The sequence below is a fragment of the Amycolatopsis sp. PS_44_ISF1 genome (assembly GCF_032335455.1).
In the GTDB taxonomy this organism is placed as follows: Bacteria; Actinomycetota; Actinomycetes; order Mycobacteriales; family Pseudonocardiaceae; genus Amycolatopsis.
This window is the reverse complement of the sequence record NZ_JANUXO010000003.1, coordinates 557,665-573,402: the sequence shown is the minus strand read 5'-3', so window position 1 is coordinate 573,402 and position 15,738 is coordinate 557,665. Positions and strand designations below refer to the sequence as shown.

General features: G+C 74.0%; 18 protein-coding genes. 8 read left to right on the top strand and 10 right to left on the bottom strand.

Annotated features, from left to right (window positions below):
- Positions 1-116: 116 nt before the first annotated feature.
- Both NYF13_RS28945 and NYF13_RS28940 read left to right on the top strand, forming a co-directional pair.
- Positions 117-1,292, top strand: a complete 1,176-nt coding sequence (locus tag NYF13_RS28945; protein WP_315661058.1) for a peptidase dimerization domain-containing protein — start codon at positions 117-119, stop codon at positions 1,290-1,292.
- Positions 1,293-1,434: 142 nt separating this feature from the next.
- Positions 1,435-2,250: an alpha/beta fold hydrolase gene (locus NYF13_RS28940; RefSeq protein ID WP_315661057.1), complete on the top strand. Its 816-nt coding sequence runs from the start codon at positions 1,435-1,437 to the stop codon at positions 2,248-2,250.
- A gap of 7 nt (positions 2,251-2,257) precedes the next feature.
- Here NYF13_RS28940 and NYF13_RS28935 read toward each other — a convergent pair whose 3' ends face one another.
- A complete protein-coding gene (locus NYF13_RS28935) occupies positions 2,258-3,187 on the bottom strand; it encodes a Ku protein (RefSeq protein ID WP_315661056.1) in 930 nt (309 codons plus the stop codon).
- A 46-nt stretch (positions 3,188-3,233) separates the two neighbouring features.
- On the bottom strand, positions 3,234-3,644 hold the full coding sequence (locus tag NYF13_RS28930) for a DUF6292 family protein (protein WP_315661266.1): 411 nt from the start codon (positions 3,642-3,644) through the stop codon (positions 3,234-3,236).
- Between the two features lie 157 nt (positions 3,645-3,801).
- Here NYF13_RS28930 and NYF13_RS28925 point away from each other — a divergent pair, with 157 nt between their 5' ends.
- The gene (locus NYF13_RS28925; protein WP_315661055.1) at positions 3,802-4,782 is read left to right on the top strand and encodes a pirin family protein; all 981 of its coding nucleotides are present in this window, start codon (positions 3,802-3,804) and stop codon (positions 4,780-4,782) included.
- On the opposite strand, the gene NYF13_RS28920 is transcribed toward NYF13_RS28925, so the two are convergent.
- Both NYF13_RS28920 and NYF13_RS28915 read right to left on the bottom strand, forming a co-directional pair.
- A complete protein-coding gene (locus tag NYF13_RS28920) occupies positions 4,754-6,136 on the bottom strand; it encodes a pyridoxal-dependent decarboxylase (RefSeq protein WP_315661054.1) in 1,383 nt (460 codons plus the stop codon). The two genes, NYF13_RS28925 and NYF13_RS28920, sit on opposite strands and share 29 nt — an antisense overlap.
- A 207-nt stretch (positions 6,137-6,343) precedes the next feature.
- Positions 6,344-7,240, bottom strand: a complete 897-nt coding sequence (locus NYF13_RS28915) for a phosphatase PAP2 family protein (protein ID WP_315661053.1) — start codon at positions 7,238-7,240, stop codon at positions 6,344-6,346.
- 112 nt (positions 7,241-7,352) lie between these two features.
- Here NYF13_RS28915 and NYF13_RS28910 point away from each other — a divergent pair, with 112 nt between their 5' ends.
- The 3 genes from NYF13_RS28910 to NYF13_RS28900 all read left to right on the top strand — a co-directional run bounded on the left by NYF13_RS28910 (position 7,353) and on the right by NYF13_RS28900 (position 10,035).
- Positions 7,353-8,039 carry a response regulator transcription factor gene (locus NYF13_RS28910; RefSeq protein WP_315661052.1) on the top strand — a complete coding sequence of 229 codons (687 nt, stop codon included), beginning with the start codon at positions 7,353-7,355 and terminating at the stop codon, positions 8,037-8,039.
- Positions 8,040-8,104: 65 nt separating this feature from the next.
- Positions 8,105-9,487, top strand: a complete 1,383-nt coding sequence (locus NYF13_RS28905) for an ATP-binding protein (RefSeq protein WP_396287758.1) — start codon at positions 8,105-8,107, stop codon at positions 9,485-9,487.
- Positions 9,484-10,035 carry a hypothetical protein gene (locus tag NYF13_RS28900; protein ID WP_315661050.1) on the top strand — a complete coding sequence of 184 codons (552 nt, stop codon included), beginning with the start codon at positions 9,484-9,486 and terminating at the stop codon, positions 10,033-10,035. Before NYF13_RS28905 ends, NYF13_RS28900 begins: the two co-directional genes overlap by 4 nt.
- 28 nt (positions 10,036-10,063) lie before the next feature.
- Here NYF13_RS28900 and NYF13_RS28895 read toward each other — a convergent pair whose 3' ends face one another.
- From NYF13_RS28895 to NYF13_RS28880, 4 genes are all read right to left on the bottom strand, one after another.
- Positions 10,064-10,438, bottom strand: a complete 375-nt coding sequence (locus NYF13_RS28895) for an NAD(P)H-dependent oxidoreductase (RefSeq protein WP_315661049.1) — start codon at positions 10,436-10,438, stop codon at positions 10,064-10,066.
- 70 nt (positions 10,439-10,508) lie between these two features.
- Positions 10,509-11,015 carry a mycothiol transferase gene (locus tag NYF13_RS28890; protein ID WP_315661048.1) on the bottom strand — a complete coding sequence of 169 codons (507 nt, stop codon included), beginning with the start codon at positions 11,013-11,015 and terminating at the stop codon, positions 10,509-10,511.
- Positions 11,016-11,146: 131 nt separating this feature from the next.
- Positions 11,147-11,782: a hypothetical protein gene (locus tag NYF13_RS28885; RefSeq protein ID WP_315661047.1), complete on the bottom strand. Its 636-nt coding sequence runs from the start codon at positions 11,780-11,782 to the stop codon at positions 11,147-11,149.
- A gap of 1 nt (position 11,783) precedes the next feature.
- Positions 11,784-12,416: a hypothetical protein gene (locus NYF13_RS28880; RefSeq protein WP_315661046.1), complete on the bottom strand. Its 633-nt coding sequence runs from the start codon at positions 12,414-12,416 to the stop codon at positions 11,784-11,786.
- A gap of 192 nt (positions 12,417-12,608) precedes the next feature.
- Here NYF13_RS28880 and NYF13_RS28875 point away from each other — a divergent pair, with 192 nt between their 5' ends.
- Positions 12,609-12,770 (top strand): hypothetical protein, encoded by a 162-nt coding sequence (locus NYF13_RS28875; RefSeq protein WP_315661045.1) that lies wholly within the window; start codon positions 12,609-12,611, stop codon positions 12,768-12,770.
- Between the two features lie 18 nt (positions 12,771-12,788).
- Here NYF13_RS28875 and NYF13_RS28870 read toward each other — a convergent pair whose 3' ends face one another.
- Entirely contained in the window at positions 12,789-13,172 is a 384-nt protein-coding gene (locus NYF13_RS28870; protein WP_315661044.1) for a VOC family protein, read from the bottom strand.
- 42 nt (positions 13,173-13,214) lie between these two features.
- Positions 13,215-13,643 carry a DUF6314 family protein gene (locus NYF13_RS28865; RefSeq protein WP_315661043.1) on the bottom strand — a complete coding sequence of 143 codons (429 nt, stop codon included), beginning with the start codon at positions 13,641-13,643 and terminating at the stop codon, positions 13,215-13,217.
- A 203-nt stretch (positions 13,644-13,846) separates the two neighbouring features.
- On the opposite strand from NYF13_RS28865, the gene recQ reads away from it, so the two are divergent.
- On the top strand, positions 13,847-15,688 hold the full coding sequence (gene recQ / locus NYF13_RS28860; RefSeq protein WP_315661042.1) for a DNA helicase RecQ: 1,842 nt from the start codon (positions 13,847-13,849) through the stop codon (positions 15,686-15,688).
- Positions 15,689-15,738 lie beyond the last annotated feature (50 nt).

The following is a 15,738-nucleotide window of genomic DNA, read 5'->3' as shown; positions in this document are numbered from 1 at the left end:
CCCGGTCCGCCCGTTCGCTGTCCGGACCGAGGATTCCCCACCGCCCGCCCCGTGCCCACGGCCGAATTACCCACTGGTCGCGGTCAAAACGGCCCGCGCGTGGGTAGTAGCCGCGCATGGAGTCCGACGAAGTCCGCCACGAGCGGGTGGACCAGGAGATCGAACGGCTGGACGAGCGCCTCCGGTCGCTCGCCGGTGAGCTGCACGCGCACCCGGAACCGGCCGGTCAGGAGCATTTCGCCGCGGACCGGCTGACCGCCGGGCTGGCGGCCGAAGGGTTCGACGTCCGGCGCGGGGTGGCGGACCGGCCGACGGCCTTCACCGCGCGCTACGGCACCGGGCGGCCGTGCGTCGCGCTGCTGCTGGCCTACGACGCACCGCCGGGATCGGGCCACACGCGTGGCCACAACCTGGTCGCGGCGGCCGGGTTCGGCGCCGCGCTGGCCGCGCGCCGGGTGCTGGCCGGGGACAGCGGTTCGCTGCTGGTGGCCGGGGCCCCGGCCGAGGAGCCGGCTCTGGCCCGCGCCGGGGTGTTCGACGAGGTGGACGCGGCGCTGGTGTTCCACCCGGGCGCGCACTCGTGGTCGTGGACGCCGCTGGCCGCGCGGGCCGAGCTGCGGATGGCCTTCCACGGCCGGGCCGCCGGGCTGAGCGCCCCCGAGCCCGGCGTCGACGCGCTCGCCGCGCTGGTCCAGGCGTTCACCGCGGTGGCGGCGCTGCGCGCGCGGCTCTCCCCGGGGTCACGGGTGCAGGGCATCGTCACCCACGGGGGCGAGGCCACCGACGTCGTGCCGGATCTGGCCGAGGGCCGGTTCGGCCTGTACGCCCGCACGGCCGCGGAGCTCGAAGCGCTGGTGGCCGACGTGACGGCGGCGGCCGAAGGGGCCGCCCTGTCCACCGGTACCAAGGTCGAGCTCGAACGGCTGGCGGACAGCTCGCACTTCCGCGACAACCCGGTGCTGTCGGCGCGGTTCAGCCACCACCTGGCCGCGCACGGGATCCACACCACCCCACCGGATCCCGAGGTCTTCGCCGATGGCTCCGGGGTCGGCGAGGTCAGCGTCCGGGTGCCGTCGATCCACCCGCAGATCGCGATCCTCGACCCGCGCCACGCCGACCGCACCCCCGAGTTCGCCGCCGCGGCGGTCTCCTCGCGCGGGCGGGCCGTGCTGCTCGCGGCGGCCGCGGCCCTGGCCCGGACGGCGGTGGACCTGCTGGCCCACCCGGCCCTGGTCTTCCAGGCCTGGTCCGGGTTCACCGACCAGGCCCGCGCCGAACGAACGGGGCGGTGAGCGCGGGCGCCGACCCTTCGAGGACCGCGGCGCCCGCAGCTTCGAGGTCACCGCGGGGCGTCCGGGCGCGGTGCCCGCGTCCCAGCGAGGGAAGGTCGCTTCCGGGCCCGGGGGGACCGGCGGTGGCCGTTACCATCGCCGCATGGGGACTTCACGAGAGCTGACCTTGGCCGACGGCCGCGCGCTGCAGGTCCACGACACCGGCCGGGGCGGGGCGCTCACCGTGGTGTGGCACCACGGCACCCCGCAGACCGGGGCCCTGCTCGCGCCACTGGTGGAGGCCGCGCAGGCGCGGGACATCCGGGTGGTCTCCTACGGCCGGGCCGGGTACGGCGGCTCGAGCGCGCAGCCGGGCCGCACCGTCTCCTCGGCCGCCGAGGACGTCCGGCAGCTCGCCGACGCGCTCGGCCTCGACCGGTTCGCGGCCTTGGGTGCCTCCGGCGGTGGACCGCACGCGCTGGCCTGCGCCGCGCTGCTGCCCGGCCGCGTGCGCGCCGCGGCGGTTTACGCGAGCCCGGCGCCGTATACCGAGGAATTCGACTGGTACGCGGGCATGGCCGACGACAGCTCCCTACGCGCGGCCAGTGAAGGCCGGGAGGCCAGGCTCGCCCACCACGGAGAGTTCGTCGAGGATTCCTTCTTGCCCGTGGACTTCGAAACGCTGAAGGGCCCCTGGTCCGTGCTGGGCCGAGACGCTGGTGCGGCCGAGAGCAGCGTCGAGGCCCAAGCCGACGACGATGTCGCGTTCACTTCCCCCTGGGGCTTCGAACTGGCCGACGTGGCCGCCCCGGTGCTGCTCGCCCACGGCGGCGGGGACCGGGTGGTCCCGATGGCGCACGCCGAATCGCTGCTGCGCGGACTGCCCCACGCCGAACTGTGGCTGCGGCCCCGCGACGGCCACATCTCGGTGCTGCACACGGTCCCGGTCTCGCTGGACTGGCTCCTCGCCCAGCCCTGAGGCCCCGTCAGGAGGCTTTGAGCGCCTTCTCCAGCGCGGCCCGGTTCATCTTCGACCGGCCCTTGACCTCGCGCTCCCGCGCCAGCTCCTCGAGCTCGGCCTTCGACAGCTCCTTGAGGTCCGGCTGCTTCTTCCTCGCGCTCCGCTTCTTCCCGGCACCGCCGCGCCCCTTCTCCACACTGCGCTGCAATGCCTCGAACAGCTCGACCACCTTCGTCGGCTCCGCGGCCTCTTCGGCGGGCGTCACGGTGCGACCCTGGGATTTGGCGTCGATCAGCTCGTGCACGCGGTCGGTGTAGGTGTCGTGGTGGTCGCCGGGCCGCCACTCGTCGGTCATGGCTTCGATCAGGTTGACGGCCAGGTCCAGTTCCTTCCCACGCGCGCCCGCGCGGTCCGGCAGATCGGGCAGCTCCTTCGCCGGGTCCCGCAGGTCCGCGGCGAAGTGCAGGGTGTTGAGCAGCATCACGCCTTCGCCGGCCCGCACCAGGGCCAGGTACTCGCGCCCGCGCAACACGAACTTCGCCACGCCCGCCTTGTCCGTCTTCGCCATCGCGGCCAGCAGCAGCGCGTACGGCTGGGCGAACTCCTCCTTGGCCGGGGCCAGCCAGTAGGTCTTGTCGAAGAACATCGGGTCGACCTCGGCGAGGTCGGCGAACTGCTCCACTTCCAGCGCCTTCGACCGCCCGGGGGCGATCTCGTCCAGCTCCCCGGGCTCGACCAGCACGTATTCGCCGTCGTCGAGTTCGTAGCCCTTGACCACGTCGGCGTAGTCCACCTCGTCGCCGGTGCGCTCGTTCACCCGGCGGTAGCGGATGCGGTCGCTGGTCCCGCGCTCGAACTGGCGGAAGTGCACCGTGTGGTCCTCGACCGCGCTGTAGAGCCGCACCGGCACCGTCACCAGGCCGAAGGTCAGCGATCCACTCCAGACAGGCCTCATGACCCGGGAGTACCCGCGGCCCGGCCCGGTGACACGCCCCGGCCGCTCAGGCGAGCCGCTCGATCAGCTCCTCGTGCTGCCCGGCGCGCCGCAGCACCCGCGGGTCCGGCCGGCCGGCGGAGTGGTCCTCGGCCCGCAGAGCGGCCAGGAACTTCACCACCGTCCGGGGGTCGGGCAGCACGTCCTGGACCTCCGCGTAGGCCAGCACGATGGTGTCCTGCCCGCCGGCCGCGTCGAGGGCGGCCGACCAGCCGTGCTCCTCGTGCCAGAGCAGGGCCAGGTCGCGGCCGGGGAAGCGGCCGAGCCGCCAGTCGAGGGCGATGTAGGCCGAAGCCGGGGTGCCGAGGTCCACGGTGCAGGACTCGGGTCCCACGCCGGCCGCCCGGGCCACCCGCGCGAGGTAGCCGCGCAGCGCGCGATCGAAGCGGTGGTGCACGTCGAGGTCGGCATCCATCATGCGGGTCACGGGGCACCTGCTCTTTCGCCGGAGGGAAGGGACGGCCCGGTAAGGCGCTCATGGGCTACCCCGGCCGGGCCCGGTTCACACCTGCCCGCCGGCCGGCCCGGGCTATCGTCTCGGTGAGACCGCGACGAAGGATCGGAGGTCCGCCGCGATGAGCAACACCGAAGCCTCCCCCGGCGAGCTGAGCTGCGGTGACGGCCCCACCGCGGGTCCGGGCCGGGTCCAGGTCCTCGGCGCCCGCGAGGTGCCGCTCGGCGGCCCGCGGGCGATGCCGGTGCGGCGGACCCTGCCGCAGCGGGCCCGTTCCCTCATCGGCGCCTGGTGCTTCGCCGACCACTACGGACCGGACGACCCCGGCGGGTCGGGCGGGATGGCGGTCGGCTCGCACCCGCACACCGGGTTGCAGACGGTCAGCTGGCTCTTCGCCGGCGAGATCGAGCACCGCGACAGCCTCGGCTCCCACGCGCTGGTGCGCCCCGGCGAGCTGAACCTGATGACCGGCGGCCTCGGCATCTGCCACTCGGAGGTCTCCACCCCGGAGACCACCACACTGCACGGGGTTCAGCTCTGGGTGGCGCTGCCCGAAGCGCACCGGCACACCGGCCGCGACTTCCAGCACCACGTCCCGCCCCTCACCGGGCTCGGCCGCGGCGCCACCGCGCGGGTCTTCCTCGGCACGCTCGCGGGCGAGACCTCGCCGGTGGAGACGTTCACGCCGGTGCTGGGCGCGGAGCTGACCCTCGGCGCGGGCACCCGCCTCACCCTGGACGTGGACCCCGGGTTCGAGCACGGCGTGCTGGTCGACACCGGCGCGGTCACCTTGGCCGGCACGCCCCTGGCCCGGGCCGAGCTGGGCTGCCTCGACGCCGGTGCCCCCAGGCTGGAGCTGGCCAACCCCGGCGGCGGCCCGGCGCGGGTGCTGCTGCTGGGCGGGCCGCCGTTCGGCGAAGAGATCCTGATGTGGTGGAACTTCGTCGCCCGCACGCACGAGGAGGTCGTCGCCTTCCGGGCGGCCTGGGAGGCGGGCTCGAACCGGTTCGGCGCGATCCCCGAGGTGCCGGGCGCGCCGCGGATCCCGGCGCCGGCGCTGCCCCGGGTGCGGATCAGGCCCCGGCGGAATCCAGCGCGGTGAAGATCCGGCCGACGTCGGCGGTTTCGGTGCGCCAGTTGCTGAACGCGGCCCGCAGCGCCGGGACCCCGGCGTGGACGGTCGGCGTCAGCGAGGTCTCCCCGCCCGCGGCGACCGCGCGGACCACCGCGCCGATCCGCTCCGGCATCGGGTCTTCGGCCAGGGTGAAGCAGACGACGTTGAGCCGCACCGGGGCGAGCAGCCGCCACCGCGGGCTCCCGGACAACCGCGAGCCGAGGTCACGCGCGTTGGCCACGCACCGTTCCACGATCTCGCGGTGCCCTTCGCGGCCGTAGGCGGCGAGCGTGCACCAGGCGGCCAGCGCGCGCAGCCGCCGCGAGGACTCCGGCGTGCGGTGGATGAAGTCCGGGTCCTCGCCGGGCTCGCCCAGGTAGGCAGCCGAGCTCTGGAACACGCGCGTCTGCAGGTCGAGCCGCCGGCTGAACTGGACGGCGGAGTCGTAGGGCACGTTGAGCCACTTGTGCAGGTCCACGCAGACCGAGTCGGCCCGGTCGAGCCCGTCGACCAGCGCCGCGTGCTCCGGGGACAGCGCGGCGAACCCGCCGAACGCGGCGTCGACGTGCAGCCAGAAGTCGTGCCGCCGCTTGAGCCCGGCGATCGCCCGCAGATCGTCGAAGTCCACGGTGTCCACCGTGCCGGCGTTGGCGACGACGATCGCCGGGCGGCCGCCGAGCGCGCCGAGCCGCCGGTCGAGCGCGGCCACGTCCACCGCCTCGCGCCCCGGCTGCAGCGGCACCTGCTGCCGGGCGGACCGGCCGAAGCCGAGCATCGCCATCGCCTTGCCGACGCTGGCGTGCGCCGCCCCGCTCAGCACCTCGACCGGCCCGAGCGCGGCGAACCCCTCGTCGGCCACCCGGACCCCCAGCCGTTCCCCGGCCCACTCGCGCCCGATGGCCAGACCGACCACAGTGGACATCGTTGCGCCGGAGACGAAGGCACCGCTGAACTCCGGTCCGAGCCCGAACAACTGCGCGAGCCAACCCACCGTCTCGTGCTCGAGCCCGGCCGCACAGGAGTCCACGGAGGACGCGGCGTTCTGGTCGGCGGCCGCGGTCAGCCAGTCGCCCGCGAGGGCCGCCGGGGTCGCCCCGCCGGTGACCAGCCCCAGGTAGCGCGGACCGGCGCTGCCCGAGAGCCCCGGTGCCCACCGCCGGGCGAACTCGGCGAGCGCGGCCCGCGCGCCGGCGCCTTCGATCGGCAGCGGCGCCCGGCCGGCTCCGGGCCTCCCGGCGACGGGCCGGTCGTCGAGCCCGGCCAGCAGCTCCCCCGCCTGCGCCCGGGCGGCGTCGAGCAGCGCCGGCAGCGCGGCCAGGTCGGCGGCGAGCTTGTCGTACACGGGCACCTCCGGGGGTCGGGCCGACCCTAATCCGCGGGCGCCCGCGGCGTCCCGGGCCAATTCCGGGGAAGTGGACCGCTCGACGGCGGGCGCGAGCGGCGCCGGAGCGCGGCAGCGCCCGTGTTCGGCCCATCCACTGCGAACGCGGTGCGGGGTCGGCGTCGGCGAGGGTGCGCCGGGCGGGCACGAGGTCCGGCCCCGGCTCGGTCAGCGGCTCAGGCGTGAGGCCGCCCGGGCCGGGTCGAAGTTCACCCGGCGCAGCGGACCGGCCACCAGCAGGACCACCGCGACCGAGGAGGCCGCGGCCAGCACCATGGCCGCGACGAACTGCGCGGCGCCCGAGGTGGCCGAGGCGAGCACCGCGTACCCGCCCAGGACCAGCACGGCCGGGGCGAGCAGGGTGGTCACCACCGGCACCAGCGCCACACCCCCGGCGTCCGGGCGGCGGGCCGAGACGACCGCCGCGCCGGCGCACACCACCGCGGCCACCAGCAGGCAGCCGCCGACGGTGTCGGAAAGCCGGTGCCAGCCCAGCGCGACGGTCGCCGCGGCCACCCAGGCGACGCCGGGCGAACCCACGGCGAGCACCCAGGTGCGGAACCGGGCGGGCAGCACCACGCCCAGCGCGAGCACCACGGCCATCGCCGCGCTGACGTGCCCGCTCGGGAAGCTGTTGTGCCCCGCGACCGCGCTCCCGTCGTTCAGGCCGGGCCGGTCCAGCACGTAGATCTTGAGCAGCTGCGCGGCCAGCATCGGGGTGATCAGCAGCACCAGCGCCGTGACGCCGAGCGCGAACCGGCGGCGGGCCAGCGCGAGGGCCAGCACCAGCACCGCGACCCCGCCGAGCACGACCACCAGGTCGACGTGGCGCAGCGGGAGGGCCCAGTCCACAGTGGAGCCGCGGGTGGACTGCGCGCTGCGCACCACGCCGTTCTCCACCTGCTGGCCCGCGGCGGTGCGCACGAACAGCAGGTAGGACCCGGCGAACGCCACCGCGCACCCGGCCGCGGCGGTGACCAGCAGCAGCGTGCGGGACGCGGCCCGGGTCACCAGCGCGTGGCGGGCCCCGGCGGCGGCGGGCGTTTCGGAGCACGTCGTTACCATGGCCCCGAGTCTCGGCGCCGAATTTGCCGGAACCGTCAGGACTGTGTGATGGTTCTGCTACAGAACCGGGCTCCGTTCGCCCGCCCGTGCGGCCGGGCGAATAATGGACCGGGTGGCAACGCTGCTGGTGATCGAAGACGACGCGTCCGTGCGCGAGGGCCTCGAGCTGGGCCTGCGCCGGCAGGGCCACACCGTGCACACGGCCGGCTCCGGTGAGCAGGGGCTCGAGCGGCTGGCCGGGCAGTCCCCGGACATCGTGGTGCTGGACCTGATGCTGCCCGGGATGGACGGGTTCGAGACCTGCCGCCGGATCCGGGCCACCGCGCAGACCCCGATCATCATGCTCACCGCCCGCAGCGACGATTTCGACGTCGTCGCCGGACTGGAGGCGGGCGCCGACGACTACGTGGTCAAGCCGGTCCAGCCGCGGGTGCTGGACGCGCGGATCCGGGCCGTGCTGCGCCGCGGCACCGCCGACCACGACGCCCGCGAGAACGAGGCCGAACAGCACGGTGACCTGGTCATCGACCGCGCCGCCCTGCAGGTCACCAAGCACGGCCGGCCGGTGGCGCTCACCCCGACCGAGCTGAAACTGCTGCTGGAGCTCTCGCGCACGCCCGGGCAGGTCTACAGCCGCCAGCAGATCCTCGCCGCCGTGTGGGAGCACGACTACCTCGGCGATTCCCGGCTGGTCGACGCCTGTGTGCGGCGGCTGCGCTCGAAGATCGAGGACTCCCCGGCCCAGCCGGACCACGTGCAGACCGTGCGCGGGTTCGGGTACCGGTTCGGCCGCTCGTGAAGGGTCATCGCCTGCGGCAGGCACTCGCCGGGCTGCGGCCGCGGCTGGTGCTCGCGTTCGCGGCGATGACCCTGGTCGGCGCGGCCGCGGCGGCGGGCGCGAGCTACGTGTCGGCCCGCACCACCATCCTCTCCGGGGTGCAGGACCCGATGATGAACCAGCTGCGCGCCCAGGTCTCGGCCTACCTCCCCCAGCTGACGCTGCCCCCCGACCAGTCCCAGCTCGACCGGTTCGCGGCCAACCTGAGGAACCTCAAGGGCAACACCATCGTCGTCTACCACGACCACTCCGGGGGGATGAGCTACTCGCCCGGCAACGTGCCGGCCGAGCTGCGCCGGGCGGTGGCCGCCGGCTCGGAGACCCGGTTCATGCGGACGGTGGACAAGTACGGCCCCGAGCTGTTCATCGGGATGCCGGTGCTGCAGGCGCCCCCCGGGGCGGGAGTGGGAGCGCTCGACCACACCGGGGTCGAGGTCTACACGAGCACCTCGCTGCGCCCGCAGGAAGAGGCCATCCGCCAGCTCGCCGACCGGGCCTGGCAGACCACGGCCCTGGCCCTGCCGATCGCCGTGGCCCTGGCCCTGCTCGCGGCCCGGCAGGTGCTGCGGCCGGTGCGCGCGCTGAACACCGCGGCCCGCAACCTCGGTCACGGCCGGCTCGACGTCCGCCTGCGCGCGAAGGGCTCCGACGAGCTGGCCGAGCTGGTCACCACGTTCAACAGCACCGCGGCCGAGCTGGAGCGGACCGTCGGCTCCCTGCGCGCGATGGAGGCCGACGCGCGCCGGTTCGTCGCCGACGTCTCCCACGAGCTGCGCACCCCGCTGGCGGCGATGAACGCCGTCACCGACGTGCTGGACGAGGACGCCGACCAGTTGCCCGCCGACACCGGTGTCGCGGCCCGGCTGGTGTCGGCCGAGACCCGGCGGCTCACCCGCCTGGTGCAGGACCTGGTGGAGATCTCGCGGTTCGACGCCGGCCGCGCCGAGCTGCGGCTCGACGATTGGGACGTGGGCACCGCGGTGGCCGGCAGCATCAGCGCCCGCGGCTGGTCCGCCGAAGACGGCATCGTGACCGACCTGCCCGACGGGGTCCTCGCCACGCTGGACCCGCGCCGGCTCGACATCATCGTGGCCAACCTGGTCGGCAACGCGCTGCGCCACGGCGAGCCGCCGGTCGAGGTCCGGCTGGCCACCGACGGGGCCACGGTCACCCTCGCGGTCACCGACCACGGCCCGGGCATCCCGGCCGAGGTGCTGCCGCACGTGTTCGACCGGTTCACCAAGGCCGACAGCGCCCGGGCCCGCTCCGAGGGCAGCGGGCTCGGCCTGGCCATCGCCCGCGAGAACGCCCGTCTGCACGGCGGCGACATCGAGGTGGCCAGTGCCCCCACCGGCACCCGGTTCGTCCTGCGGCTGCCGCGCCACGCCGTGGTCCCGGAGACCCGGTGAAGCCGCTCCGGGAGGCGCTGCGCGCGGGGCCGGCCGTGCTGGCCGTGCTGGCCGTCGTCGCGCTGCTGACCGCCGCCTGCGGCATCCAGCCCACCGGCGTCGTCTCGGCCGGGATCGCGCCGGCCATGGCCGGCTCCGGCAGCGCCGATAGCAACCTGGCGCTGTACTTCCTGCGCGACGGGGTGCAGATGGCCCCCGTGCAACGCCCGTGGCCCAGCGCGAAGAAGACCTTGGACCTGGCCCTGCACCTGCTGTTCATCGGACCCAACGGCAACGAGTCCGAACGGGGCTACACCTCGGGCCTGCCCCGCGAGATCGGCTCGTCCTCGGTGGTCCGGCCCGGTGACGGCTCCGTGGTGGTCAGCCTGGCCTACCCGGTGGGCGAGCTGCGCGACGCCGGCAAGAACCAGATCGTCTGCACGACCGCGGCGGCGGTCGGGTCCATCGACGCGCACAGCGGCACCGCGATGCCCTCCCCCTTCTCGGGGCAGATCACCCTGATCGGCTCGGACGGGGACAAATACGAATCGCTGTGCGGCCTCGGCTGAACCCGCTTCCGTCCACTTCGGACAGATCTCACGCGGGGCAGGGCCGCGTGGTCCGGGCCTGCGCGAGCGAACGGACCCACCACTCCAGCTGGTCCAGCAGCGCCTTGGCGGCGACAGCGACGGCCGGGGCGTCCTTGGGCGAGCCGTCCGGTTCGAACCGGCCGTGCCCGTCGTGGAAGCCGACGGTCTCGCGGATGGTCACCGCGCGCAGACCGCCGAAAAGCTCGCCGTAGGAGACGAAAGCCACCGGTTTCGCCCGCCACCCGGCGGTTAACCAGTCCACCAGGTTCTTCAGCGACGCCGGGTGACTGTGGTTGTACTCGGGGGTGATCACCACGAACGCGTCCGCGGCCGGGAAAGGCTTTCCCAGCTCTGCGAGCCAGCCTGAAACTTCGAAACTCACTGGAAGTCAAGCCTGGTCCTCGGGTGGTGGCCGGCCCGGCCACGAGCGGCCCGGTGCGCTCGGGCGGCTTTCACCCGAGGAGGACACCGCGCGCGAACGCGGCCTGGCCGGCGTGCTGCAGATCGTCGGACAGCACGCTGAGCAGCCGCACCCCGAGCGTCACCGGCGGGTCCCACTGCTCGTCGACGACCCGGTCGAGCGCGGAGCCGTCGAGCCGGGAGAGCCAGCCGACGGTGTGCTCGTGCACGGCGTCGTAGTAGCCGGTGAGCAGCCCGGGCGAATCGACCCGCACCTCGGCCACGTCGGAGCTGCGGTGCCCGTACCCGATGTCCGCGGGCGGGAACGGCAGGCCGAACCGGCGGTGCCAGTCCTGCCCGGTCCACACCTGCTCGGTGCCCGCGACCTCGGCCACGTGGTCGTCCTGCACCCGGGCCAGGTGCCAGACCAGCCAGGCGATCGAGTTGGCGTCCGGGCCGAGGCGGGCGGTCAGCTGCTGCCCGGTCAGTCCGTCGACGGCCTGGTGCACCACGCCCTGGATCCGGCCGAAGCCGTCCACGAGCAGATCGGCCACGTTCATCCGCTGTCCTCCTAGGCTTGTCCTCGCCTGCTACCCCGATCGGGCCCGGGAGAAACGGGCGGTGCCCGGTGCCGACGTGGAGCCGGGCGCCGGACCGTGTGGTCCGGCGCCCGGAGTCGGGTTCTTCGCGGTTACCGGCCGAGGAGCTGGTCGAAGAACGAGCGGTAGCGGCGCAGCGCGATCCGCAGGTCTTCGGTGGCCGGCTCACCGTGGCGCCACTGCGCCTCGAGGTCGCCCTTGTGCTCGGCGAACGAGGAGGCCAGCGCGCTGATCACGGCGGCCACCAGCTCGTCGGCGTCTCCGACGGCCCGGCGCGGGTCGTCCACGAACCCGGTCTGCACCTCCTGCCAGCGGCTGCGGAAGCTCGTCACCGCGTCCGGTTCGAACAACTGCGGGGCGTCCTCTTCGCCGCCTCCGGCCCGCTCGGCTGCGGTGCGGTCGGAGCGGTCGGAATGGTCGGTGCGGTCGGCGACAGCGCGGCCGGACCGGTCGGTGTCCTCATCGAGGCCGCGATCGGCGCGGTCCTCGTCAGTGGCGCGATCGGCACGGTCAGCGTGGTCAGTGTGATCGGCGTACCCGGGTTCGGCCGCCCCGGGGTGCGCCGCGGATTCGGCCTGCGACCCGGTGCCGCCCACCGGTGCCCCGGGGCCGCCGTCCAGCCGTCCCGGAGTGTCCACTCCGGACGTCACGGCCCGGTCCACGCCACCCTCGTGCCCGGTCGAAGCCAGGTCGGCGGTGCTCAGGCCGCGGGTCTCCTGCTCGCTCATGTCAGCGTCCTCCATCGCGCTCGTGGTCTTCGTCGCGCCGGTCCCCGCCGCGGACGGCGGCCTCCTCGCGCCCGGTCCCGCCCGCGCCGTGCGCCCGGTCGGATCCGTCGGTCAGCAGGTCTTCGAAAACGGTGCGGTAGTGCACCATCGCGTCCCGCAGTTCCTCTGTGGACAGTTTGGTCTTCGCGTGCCGCGTGTGCGTGTCGTGTGCCGCCCGGTAGTGCTTCAGCGTGTCCGAGTGCCGCACCGAGAGGTCCGACAACTGCTGGTCGTAGCCGTCGGTGGGGTAACCGCGCTCGGCCATCAGCGAGACCAGCAACGCGTCCGCCTCGTCGACCGCGCCGGAGGGCTGGTCGACGAACTTCTCCTGGATCGTCGCCCACCGCTGCGCGTAGCGCTCTCGAGTGGACGAGGAGAGCGGGCGGATGTCGAGTTCGCGGTGACGGCGCTCGCGCTCGGCCAGTTCCCGTTGCGCCGCCCGGGGGCTCTCGTTCTCCTCCACCGCGCGGGTGTACTCCGGGCCGAACTTCCGCTGCAGCCGTTTGCGCTGCGCCTCCTGCAGCACCAGCCAGGCCACCGCGGCGATCACCACGACGGCGACCACGACGATGACAACGATCAGCCATGTGGGCATCGCACGAACTCCTTCTCGATCTTGTCGAGCCCTGTGTTGCCGGAGTAGTTCCCCCCGCCGCGCCGGGGAAACGCGAATCGCCCTCACTCCCGGATTTTTGGGCCGAGTGGCGGTGCCCGCACCGCCGGATGCGGTAGTTTCGACCGGACAGCCCCATTCCGGCGAGACGGGAGGACCACCGTGCCCCACGGCGTGAGTCCGGCCTTCGGTGCGCTGGGGCCCGCGGTGCTGCCGGGTTCCGGCGGTCTCGGCGGGGTCCCCGTCCCCGGCTGGGTGAGCGTGCTCATCATCGTGGTCTGCGTGATCTCCGCGGTGACGGTGCTGCTGCTGATCCGGCGCAACCGCCGCCGCTGAGACCCCGGCCGCCCGGGCTCAGCGCAGGGCGCGGCTGACCTCGATCAGGTTGCCGTCCGGGTCGCGGAAGTACACGCTCAGGATCGGCCCGGTCGCGCCGGTACGCTCGACCGGCCCCTCCTCCACCGCCACGCCCGCCCGGGCCAGCTCCTCCTGCACCTCGTCGAGGGTGTCGGTGGTGATGAGGCAGAGGTCGGCGCTGCCCGGGACCGGGCGCCGGGCCTTCGGCTCGAACTCGTGGCCGGCCTGGTGCAGGTTGATCTTGCTGCGGCCGAAGGCCAGCGCCCGGCGCCCGCCCCGGAACGTCACCTCGGTCATCCCGAGCACCCGCGTGTAGAAGGCGACGGTCGCCTCCACGTCCGCGACGGTGAGCACGAGGTGGTCCAGCCGGTCGATGCGCATCGACGATCCTTCCGGTCCGAGCCCGCGGTTTCCCGGTCCGGGTCAGGCGCGGGCGAAACGGGTGGTGATCACGTGGTCCTTGGCCGGCCCGGTGACCACCCACTCCTGCCGCCAGTGGGCGGCGTCGAGCACGACGTACTCGCCGCGGTAGAGGTCGTCGCGGCACGGGTGCCCGGTGGCCCACGAGCCGGTGCCCAGGTCGAGGTCGTGGAAGAACCCGCCGTGGTCGAAGTGCACCGCGGCCCGGGCCCCGCCCGCCGGGTGGTAGAGCAGCGCGCGGCTCATCGGGCCGGTGTACGCGCCGAGCCGCATCCGGCCGGTCTCGCGGTAGACGAGCACGCCGTCCTCCACCGTGAACACCGCCTCGCCGTCCGCGGTGCCCATCGGTTCGCCGTCGGTGGCCACGATCTCCCGCGACAGCCGCCAGCGCCCGGCGAAGTGCGCCGCGAGGTCGGTGATCACGAAGGGCATCCCGCCATTCTGCGCCCGCGGCCGGTCCCCTGTCCGCCCGCGGGGCACGGATCACACCCGCCGGATCCACCACCCCGCCCGCCACGCAGCGCACCACGCAGCCCGCCACGCAGAGTCACGCCAAGCGGCCCGAGCGGGACACTGGTGACCGGCTCGGCCAGGCCGCCCCCGCCGGACCGGACCCCCGGCCTAGAATCGGCCGGGTGGCACACCCCGAAACGGCCCTCGCCGCCGAACCCGCCTCCGCCCTCGAAACCCTGCACCGCGTGTTCGGCTACGACGCCTTCCGCGGCGACCAGGCCGAGATCGTCGAGCACGTGATCTCGGGCGGCGACGCGCTGGTGCTCATGCCCACCGGCGGCGGGAAATCGTTGTGCTACCAGATTCCCGCGCTCGTGCGCCCCGGTACCGGGGTGGTGGTCTCGCCGCTGATCGCGCTGATGCAGGACCAGGTCGACGCCCTGCGCAACGTCGGCGTGCGGGCCGGCTTCCTCAACTCCACGCAGGATTTCGCCGAGCGGCAGCGGGTCGAGGCGGCGTTCGTCTCCGGGGAACTGGACCTGCTCTACCTGGCGCCGGAACGGCTCGCGGTGGAATCGACCGTGCGGCTGCTCGACCGGGGCCGGATCTCGCTGTTCGCCATCGACGAAGCGCACTGCGTGTCCCAGTGGGGCCACGATTTCCGGCCCGACTACCTGATGCTGTCCTCGCTGCACGAGCGCTGGCCGGACGTACCGCGCATCGCGCTGACCGCGACCGCCACCGAGGCCACGCACCAGGAGATCTCCGCGCGGCTGAACCTCGACGAAGCCCGGCACTTCGTCGCGAGCTTCGACCGGCCGAACATCCAGTACCGGATCGTGGGCAAGGCCAGCCCGCAGAAGCAGTTGCTGGAGCTACTGCGCACCGAGCACCAGGGTGACGCGGGCATCGTCTACTGCCTGTCGCGGGCCTCGGTCGAGAAGACCGCGGAATTCCTGGTGCAGAACGGAATTCCGGCCGTGCCGTACCACGCCGGGCTGGACCGGCGGGTCCGCGCGGCCAACCAGTCGCGGTTCCTGCGCGAGGACGGGCTGGTGGTGGTGGCCACGATCGCGTTCGGCATGGGCATCGACAAACCGGACGTGCGCTTCGTCGCCCACCTCGACCTGCCGAAGTCTGTGGAGGGCTACTACCAGGAGACCGGGCGCGCGGGCCGCGACGGGCTGCCGTCCACCGCGTGGCTGGCCTACGGGCTGCAGGACGTGGTGCAGCAGCGCAAGATGATCGACAGCTCCGAAGGCGACGAGGCGCACCGGCGGCGCCAGGCCGCGCACCTGAACGCGATGCTGGCGCTGTGCGAGACGGTCGAGTGCCGCCGCGTGCAGATCCTCAACTACTTCGGCCAGGCCGGGAAGCCCTGCGGCAACTGCGACACCTGCCTGAGCCCGCCCGAGCAGTGGGACGGCACGATCCCGGCGCAGAAGCTGCTCTCCACCGTGGTCCGGCTGCGCAACGAGCGGCGGCAGAGCTTCGGGGCCGGGCAGGTCACCGACATCCTGCTGGGCAAGACCACGCCCAAGGTCACGCAGTTCCAGCACGACACGCTGAAGGTGTTCGGCATCGGCACCGAGCTGCGGGAGCCGGAGTGGCGGGCGGTGGTGCGCCAGCTCCTGGCCCAGGGCCTGCTGGCGGTCCAGGGCGACTACGGCTCGCTGGTGCTGACCGAGGCCAGCGCCGAGGTGCTGAACGGCGAGCGGAAGGTCATGCTGCGGCGCGAGCCGGAGCGCCCGGCCGCCGGCCGCTCCTCGCGGACCCGCAAGGCCGCCGCGGTGGAGCTGCTGCAGGAGGCGGCGCCGTTGTTCGAGCGGCTGCGGGCATGGCGGGCCGCCACCGCCAAGGAGCAGGGCGTCCCGGCGTACGTCGTCTTCCACGACGCCACGCTGCGCCAGATCGCCACGGAGCAGCCGGCTTCGCTGGACGCGCTCGGCACGGTCAGCGGCGTCGGCGAGAACAAGCTGGCCAAGTACGGGGAGGGCGTGCTGGCCGCGCTGGCCGGGTCGTGAGCGCCCGGCCCCGGCTGGGTTAGGGTCGGAGGCCGGAGACCCGGACAGCA

Excerpts from the sequence above, each read along its gene's own strand:
- NYF13_RS28925 (WP_315661055.1), top strand. The coding sequence starts at position 3,802 with ATGAGCAACACCGAAGCCTCCCCCGGCGAGCTGAGCTGCGGTGACGGC.
- NYF13_RS28880 (WP_315661046.1), bottom strand. The coding sequence starts at position 12,416 with ATGCCCACATGGCTGATCGTTGTCATCGTCGTGGTCGCCGTCGTGGTG.
- NYF13_RS28905 (WP_396287758.1), top strand. The coding sequence starts at position 8,105 with ATGACCCTGGTCGGCGCGGCCGCGGCGGCGGGCGCGAGCTACGTGTCG.
- NYF13_RS28945 (WP_315661058.1), top strand. The coding sequence starts at position 117 with ATGGAGTCCGACGAAGTCCGCCACGAGCGGGTGGACCAGGAGATCGAA.
- NYF13_RS28870 (WP_315661044.1), bottom strand. The coding sequence starts at position 13,172 with ATGCGCATCGACCGGCTGGACCACCTCGTGCTCACCGTCGCGGACGTG.
- NYF13_RS28890 (WP_315661048.1), bottom strand. The coding sequence starts at position 11,015 with ATGAACGTGGCCGATCTGCTCGTGGACGGCTTCGGCCGGATCCAGGGC.
- NYF13_RS28865 (WP_315661043.1), bottom strand. The coding sequence starts at position 13,643 with ATGCCCTTCGTGATCACCGACCTCGCGGCGCACTTCGCCGGGCGCTGG.
- NYF13_RS28930 (WP_315661266.1), bottom strand. The coding sequence starts at position 3,644 with ATGATGGATGCCGACCTCGACGTGCACCACCGCTTCGATCGCGCGCTG.
- NYF13_RS28940 (WP_315661057.1), top strand. The coding sequence starts at position 1,435 with ATGGGGACTTCACGAGAGCTGACCTTGGCCGACGGCCGCGCGCTGCAG.
- NYF13_RS28885 (WP_315661047.1), bottom strand. The coding sequence starts at position 11,782 with ATGAGCGAGCAGGAGACCCGCGGCCTGAGCACCGCCGACCTGGCTTCG.
- NYF13_RS28935 (WP_315661056.1), bottom strand. The coding sequence starts at position 3,187 with ATGAGGCCTGTCTGGAGTGGATCGCTGACCTTCGGCCTGGTGACGGTG.
- NYF13_RS28915 (WP_315661053.1), bottom strand. The coding sequence starts at position 7,240 with ATGGTAACGACGTGCTCCGAAACGCCCGCCGCCGCCGGGGCCCGCCAC.